The following is a 6687-nucleotide window of genomic DNA, read 5'->3' on the forward strand; positions in this document are numbered from 1 at the left end:
CAATAACAAGGGAAGACTTACTCGTGGCTGCAACCCTACTAGCTCAAAATTTATTCACACATGGTTACGCTTTGGGGAAATTATGAGGGGATCTCTCAGTGCATTGCCTCCAATTCCCATAATTTATTACGCCGATAATAACTTGGTGTAACCTTAAAAATGTACTTAAATCGACGTGTAAAAGATTGTTGGGAATCAAATTGATATTTTAATGCGATCTCAAGGATAGTTTTTTTCGTCAACCTCAACTCAACAGCCGCTTTCGTCAAACGACGAGCACGAATATAGCTAGCCAGTGTGACCCCTGTTACTTTTTTGAACAGCCGCTGAAAATACCACTTGGTATAACCCGCTTTATTCGCCACATCATCAAGCAGTAAAGACTGATCTAAATTATGTTCAATCCATAATAGAACATCTTTGATAACCGTTGTATGAAACTGCTTATCATCATATCTTAATTGGATGTTATTAGCTTTATTTTGATAGCGAGAATGCTGTTCAATATACATAAAATAACCTAAATGTTCTTAAGATTGTCACGACCACATCATCATGATACCATAAACATACTGACGGTATGTTATTTTAAATCTATCATGGAAAATAAAAATCATCAACAAGAAAATTTTAAGAGTACCTATCAATCACTGGTTAACTCAGCACGAATATTGTTTGTTGAAAAAGGCTATCAAGCTGTTTCAATAGATGAGATCTCGGGAAAAGCGTTGGTGACCAAAGGTGCCTTTTATCATCACTTTAAAAATAAAAAACAATTACTCAGTGCCTGTTATAAGCAGCAATTAATTATGATTGATGCCTACATCACAACAAAAACTGATTTAACAAATGGTTGGTCTGCCTTAGAAAGTATATTTGAACATTATCTTGATTATATTATTGATAATAATAAAAACCTTATCCCTATCCAAGAAGTGATGCCTATCATTGGTTGGAATGAACTTGAAAAAATTAGCCTTGAATACATTACTGGTAAGGTAAACGCCATTGTCAGCAAATTGATCCAAGAGAACCAACTTAAAGCTTATGATGATGATGTGCTTAAAAACTTACTCAATGGCTGGTTTATGCATATCGCAATACATGCGAAAAACCTAAAAGAGCTTGCCGATAAAAAAGGCCAATTTATTGCTATTTACCGCGGCTTTTTATTGAGCTTGAAAGATAAATAAAATAGATAGGTTTTATTTGAAGCTAAATCTTCTTTATCGTAAAAAATGCCCTCTTGGGTTATCAAGAGGGTCATTATATTTCGCGGAATAACATCATTTGGTGACGAAATAACTAAGCACTTGTCTCCTGTTTACTCCCCTGAGCTTGAGGGGTTAACATGAAGGTCATCGATAGCAGGATAATAATACAGTAAAACGCTAAACCAATAATCCAAATCCAGCCATCCCAAATTGGTAGTGAATGATTATAAATAACAGCAAACAGTAATGGGCCAATAACACCGGTTGCATTGGTAAGGCTCACCAATAATCCCTGTAAAGCACCTTGCTGATGACTCTTTGTTTGGATAGACATCACTCCCTGTAATGCAGGTAAAGCGATCCCACCACCAGCCAATAAAATTAAAACAGGGAAAACTAACCAACCTTCAGATATAAACGCTAAAAAGGCAAATGCACTACTATCTGCAATAAATCCGAGCAGTACTGCCGTTTTTTCGCCCCATTTAGTGGCTATTCTTCCTGCCACAAAGGCTTGGAATACTGAGTGTAAAAGACCAAGACCCGCTAATGAAAAGCCAACCATCATGCTATTCCATCCAAAACGATTTTCGGTAAATAGCACCCACACCGTTGCGGGAATTTGGCCTATCAATTGCGCTGAAAAATAAATAATCAACAAAATGGGCATCGTTTTAAATAAAGTGATGTATACCGAATTCGATTGCGTCTCAACCCCTACTTCGGTATCTGTATTATCACGTGTATTTTTGGTTTCACGGAACCAAAACATAACCACAAGGAAAGCGACAATATTTAGCAACGCAGCGATAAAAAAGGGACTATGCGGTGAAATCTCTCCTGCAAAACCACCAATAATAGGCCCCGCTATTAAACCAAGCCCAAAACTTGCCCCTAACCAACCGAACCACTTCACGCGTTGAGAAGCTGAGGTGGTATCGGCAATGACCGATGCCGCGACAGCCCCAGTAGCTCCTGTGATCCCTGAAAGCAAACGGCCTAAATACAGCATCCAAAGCGCACTTGAAAAAGCCAGCAATAAGTAATCCAGCGATGCGCCTATTAATGACAACAACAGCACTGGGCGCCGACCAAATCGGTCAGACATTTTTCCAAGCCAAGGAGCAAAGATAACCTGCATTAACGCATAAAGTGCAAGCAATACGCCAAAGTGGTTAGCGATATCTTCCGAAGCAATAAATTCACGTAATAACGTTGGCAAGACTGGCATGATAAGGCCAATCCCCATGGCATCGAGTAACGTAATTACCAATGCGATCTTTGTCGAACTATTCATTTCACTTTTCTCTATCACTGATAGGGAGTGGTAATATAACTCTATCAATGATAGAGTGTCAACAAAAATTAGGAATTAATGATGTCTAGATTAGATAAAAGTAAAGTGATTAACAGCGCATTAGAGCTGCTTAATGAGGTCGGAATCGAAGGTTTAACAACCCGTAAACTCGCCCAGAAGCTAGGTGTAGAGCAGCCTACATTGTATTGGCATGTAAAAAATAAGCGGGCTTTGCTCGACGCCTTAGCCATTGAGATGTTAGATAGGCACCATACTCACTTTTGCCCTTTAGAAGGGGAAAGCTGGCAAGATTTTTTACGTAATAACGCTAAAAGTTTTAGATGTGCTTTACTAAGTCATCGCGATGGAGCAAAAGTACATTTAGGTACACGGCCTACAGAAAAACAGTATGAAACTCTCGAAAATCAATTAGCCTTTTTATGCCAACAAGGTTTTTCACTAGAGAATGCATTATATGCACTCAGCGCTGTGGGGCATTTTACTTTAGGTTGCGTATTGGAAGATCAAGAGCATCAAGTCGCTAAAGAAGAAAGGGAAACACCTACTACTGATAGTATGCCGCCATTATTACGACAAGCTATCGAATTATTTGATCACCAAGGTGCAGAGCCAGCCTTCTTATTCGGCCTTGAATTGATCATATGCGGATTAGAAAAACAACTTAAATGTGAAAGTGGGTCTTAAAAGCAGCATAACCTTTTTCCGTGATGGTAACTTCACGGTAACCAAGATGTCGAGTTAACCACCCTTTAGATTCATAAAGCGAAAATAATGCGGCTCCAACGTACCCACCTAAATGGAAACGGCGTTCACTCCAATCTAAACACGCACAACAGATTTTACGTGAATGTTTGGAAGGAACGTCAATTCCCATTTCATGAAAATATTGAATACCACTTAATGTGATCATTGAACCATTTTCAGTGATCCATTGCTGTTGACAAAGGGAATCATAGATCTTAACGGCAACTTCGCCAGCTAAATGATCATAGCAAGTACGTGCTTTTCGTAAATGCACTGGCGTGGAAACTTTGGCATGTACGCCATGGTTTAAGGAGATCCCCATCATACTTTCCATCAATTCAGCAATATCTTTTCCTGCTAGCCGAAAATAACGATGCTTGCCTTGAGCTACTACTGTGATTAGCTGGCAATCTAATAATTTAGATAAATGACTGCTCGCCGTTGAAGCTGATATATTCGCCACAGAACTTAGCTCAGTGGCCGTCCAAGCTCGCCCATCCATCAAAGCACTGAGTATTTTAACTCGTGAAATGTCAGACATAGCCGCCCCTATCGCGGCTATTGAGGACTCAAAGGTAACCTCTTTTCGTATTAAATTAGCCATCGCAAGTTCACTTTATTGCCCAAGGGAGCGTAACAGATGCAGCCATACTATCATTGTCCGTTATTAATATCAGTTGGTTAGCATGGTCACTGTATTGCACTAAAATATTAATGTTATTCTCCGCCAATACTCGTGCTATTTCGCCAAGTTCCCCCGGTTTTTCCTGTTTTAACTTACGAATTAATGGTGTCCGGATCGCAAGTACTAACAGTCCAGCTTGCTCTAGCGCTATTTTAGCTTCCTTTCCTTGTTCAACAAGAAAATGAGCATGGCATTCATCACCAACCGTAAATATCCCTCCCCCTTCCAATCCAATACCTTTATTACCTAATGTTTTTCCTAGTAATGCTAATTGTCCTATTTGATTATCTAAAACAACGTGAACATCAAACATTATCCTTGTCCTTTTTAAATGAATATTCGCGAGTAATATGAGCAATACTAATTTTGTAAAAATCAAATATTGACTCTCGCCCTTCTTGTTGAGCTTTCGCATGTAAAACATGATTTTTCCATTGCAGAACTGCGTATTCGTTTTCCCACCAAGATAGCGATAACATTTTTCCTTCTGTAGCTAGACTTTGAAAACGTTCAATTGAAATAAAACCAGCTACATGACTTAATAGTGGTCTTAACTCCTCAGCTAAAGTCAAATAGCGAGTTTGTTGGTCGGGTTGTATTTGCACCTCAAATATTACAGCAATCATATTTTTCTCCGTTATTAATCAACAAACAGAGTAATCCACCCGAAAATTAACACTTCGATAAGCAACGAAATATAGAAAGGTCATGCTGCTGTTTTATGTTGTATATCACACTTCTTTAAATTGCTCGGCCTGCGCTTATCATGTTCTCCTTCTCTTATAATTTTGTTTATTATTTATACTTTTTTATTTTTTGCTATCACCGAAAATAGTGCGGATCCCGCATGGTATTTAGGTTTACCCATCATTAAATACCATTGTTGTTATTTTAATCTTTTTAATATTTCATGATTAAGATCACACTAAAATTATGACCCTATTAACTAAAAGTTATGGATACCCTAATAAAACTCATTGTTAAAGATTAGTTAACCAAAGTAACTTCATTTTTCACTATTGTTAAATTGTTATAGTGAAAATTCTGGTAAACTAATAGAGGTAAAAAAATGATCCTAGATGCCAGTTATACATTATTAGTCGCATGTATCGCGCTACTCATAGGAATGTTTGTCGTAAAATTTACCCCGTTCCTACAAAAAAACCACATACCAGAAGCCGTCGTTGGTGGCTTTATTGTTGCAATTGTTCTGTTAATTATTGATAAAACATCAGGTTATTCGTTTACTTTTGATGCTTCATTGCAAAGTTTATTAATGCTCACATTCTTTTCCTCTATCGGGCTAAGTTCTGACTTTTCTCGACTGATTAAAGGAGGAAAGCCGTTAGTTCTATTAACTATTGCAGTAACGATCCTAATCGCCATTCAAAATACTGTCGGCATGAGTATGGCTGTCATGATGAATGAAAGTCCATTTATTGGCTTAATTGCAGGTTCAATTACTCTAACAGGTGGTCATGGTAATGCCGGAGCATGGGGCCCTATTCTCGCTGATAAATATGGTGTAACAGGCGCCGTTGAATTAGCGATGGCTTGTGCAACACTTGGATTAGTGTTGGGTGGTTTAGTTGGCGGCCCTGTTGCCCGTCATCTTTTGAAAAAGGTCTCTATTCCTAAAACAACCGAGCAAGAGCGCGACACTATCGTTGAAGCTTTTGAGCAACCAAGCGTCAAAAGAAAAATCAATGCAAATAACGTTATTGAAACCATTTCAATGCTGATTATCTGTATTGTTGTTGGTGGCTATATCAGTGCATTGTTTAAAGATACTTTTCTGCAACTGCCTACTTTTGTCTGGTGTTTATTTGTCGGTATTATTATCCGTAATACACTGACTCATGTATTTAAACACGAAGTGTTTGAGCCGACCGTCGATGTATTAGGTAGCGTTGCTTTATCGCTTTTCTTGGCAATGGCGTTAATGTCATTAAAATTTGGTCAATTGGCAAGCATGGCAGGGCCAGTATTAATTATCATTGCTGTACAAACTGTTGTCATGGTGCTATTTGCCTGCTTTGTCACCTTCAAAATGATGGGCAAAGATTATGATGCTGTCGTGATCAGCGCGGGTCACTGTGGCTTTGGTATGGGAGCAACACCAACAGCAATTGCGAATATGCAAACAGTCACAAAAGCATTTGGACCATCACATAAAGCTTTCCTTGTCGTTCCTATGGTCGGTGCCTTTATTGTTGATATTTCAAACAGTATCTTAATTAAAATATTTATTGAAATTGGTACATACTTTACCTAATAGCTACACACTACTCGGCGTACTTCTCCTAACAATTTATTATAGGGCAGTATGCCGAGCCGCTTTCTTACCCCGTATATTCCCCTAGTCAATCTATTTAGCTTGCACGTTTACGAATTAATTCTCGTGACAACTAAACCAAAATTTGAATTATGACGAGTATATCTGATTATTTATACTTTATTCGTTAGAATAGTCCGTAGAAATAAATAATCAGTAGGCTACATGGAATGAAATTAAGACATCTCGATATCTTTTATGCTGTAATGACTTGTGGTTCCTTAACGCGTGCGGCTGAAGTTTTACATATTTCTCAACCCGCGGCGAGTAAAGCACTCAAACATGCTGAGCACTGAGAGATCCCCTCATAATTTCCCCAAAACGTAACCATGTGTGAATAGATTTTGAGTAAGCAGGGTTGCAGCCACGAGTGAGTCTTCCCTTGTTATTG

9 protein-coding genes are annotated in these 6687 nt (G+C 38.4%); 4 read left to right on the forward strand and 5 right to left on the reverse strand.

Features of this window, described 5'->3' with window-relative positions:
• Positions 1 to 95: 95 nt before the first annotated feature.
• Positions 96 to 512 (reverse strand): helix-turn-helix domain-containing protein, encoded by a 417-nt coding sequence (locus QV04_RS11185; protein ID WP_000275180.1) that lies wholly within the window; start codon positions 510 to 512, stop codon positions 96 to 98.
• 87 nt (positions 513 to 599) lie between these two features.
• Here QV04_RS11185 and tetC point away from each other — a divergent pair, with 87 nt between their 5' ends.
• Positions 600 to 1193, forward strand: a complete 594-nt coding sequence (tetC, locus tag QV04_RS11190) for a tetracyline resistance-associated transcriptional repressor TetC (protein WP_000428546.1) — start codon at positions 600 to 602, stop codon at positions 1191 to 1193.
• A gap of 112 nt (positions 1194 to 1305) precedes the next feature.
• Here tetC and tet(B) read toward each other — a convergent pair whose 3' ends face one another.
• On the reverse strand, positions 1306 to 2511 hold the full coding sequence (gene tet(B), locus QV04_RS11195; protein WP_001089068.1) for a tetracycline efflux MFS transporter Tet(B): 1206 nt from the start codon (positions 2509 to 2511) through the stop codon (positions 1306 to 1308).
• An 81-nt stretch (positions 2512 to 2592) separates the two neighbouring features.
• Here tet(B) and tetR(B) point away from each other — a divergent pair, with 81 nt between their 5' ends.
• A complete protein-coding gene (tetR(B), locus tag QV04_RS11200) occupies positions 2593 to 3216 on the forward strand; it encodes a tetracycline resistance transcriptional repressor TetR(B) (RefSeq protein ID WP_000088605.1) in 624 nt (207 codons plus the stop codon).
• On the opposite strand, the gene QV04_RS11205 is transcribed toward tetR(B), so the two are convergent.
• Genes QV04_RS11205 through QV04_RS11215 form a run of 3 tightly spaced genes read right to left on the reverse strand, consistent with a single transcriptional unit; the run spans position 3194 to position 4587 of the window.
• The gene (locus tag QV04_RS11205; RefSeq protein WP_001284954.1) at positions 3194 to 3880 is read right to left on the reverse strand and encodes an ArsR/SmtB family transcription factor; all 687 of its coding nucleotides are present in this window, start codon (positions 3878 to 3880) and stop codon (positions 3194 to 3196) included. The two genes, tetR(B) and QV04_RS11205, sit on opposite strands and share 23 nt — an antisense overlap.
• Positions 3881 to 3887: 7 nt before the next feature.
• Entirely contained in the window at positions 3888 to 4274 is a 387-nt protein-coding gene (locus QV04_RS11210; RefSeq protein ID WP_000460651.1) for a hypothetical protein, read from the reverse strand.
• Positions 4267 to 4587: an antibiotic biosynthesis monooxygenase family protein gene (locus tag QV04_RS11215; RefSeq protein ID WP_000562370.1), complete on the reverse strand. Its 321-nt coding sequence runs from the start codon at positions 4585 to 4587 to the stop codon at positions 4267 to 4269. The genes QV04_RS11210 and QV04_RS11215 overlap by 8 nt, the downstream gene beginning before the upstream one ends.
• Positions 4588 to 5030: 443 nt before the next feature.
• On the opposite strand from QV04_RS11215, the gene gltS reads away from it, so the two are divergent.
• Together gltS and QV04_RS11995 are read left to right on the forward strand one after the other, a co-directional pair.
• On the forward strand, positions 5031 to 6236 hold the full coding sequence (gene gltS / locus QV04_RS11220) for a sodium/glutamate symporter (protein ID WP_000599533.1): 1206 nt from the start codon (positions 5031 to 5033) through the stop codon (positions 6234 to 6236).
• Between the two features lie 230 nt (positions 6237 to 6466).
• On the forward strand, positions 6467 to 6592 hold the full coding sequence (locus QV04_RS11995; protein ID WP_001303004.1) for a LysR family transcriptional regulator: 126 nt from the start codon (positions 6467 to 6469) through the stop codon (positions 6590 to 6592).
• Positions 6593 to 6687: the final 95 nt, after the last annotated feature.

This window comes from Gallibacterium genomosp. 1 (assembly GCF_001678575.1).
Taxonomy (GTDB): domain Bacteria; phylum Pseudomonadota; class Gammaproteobacteria; order Enterobacterales; family Pasteurellaceae; genus Gallibacterium.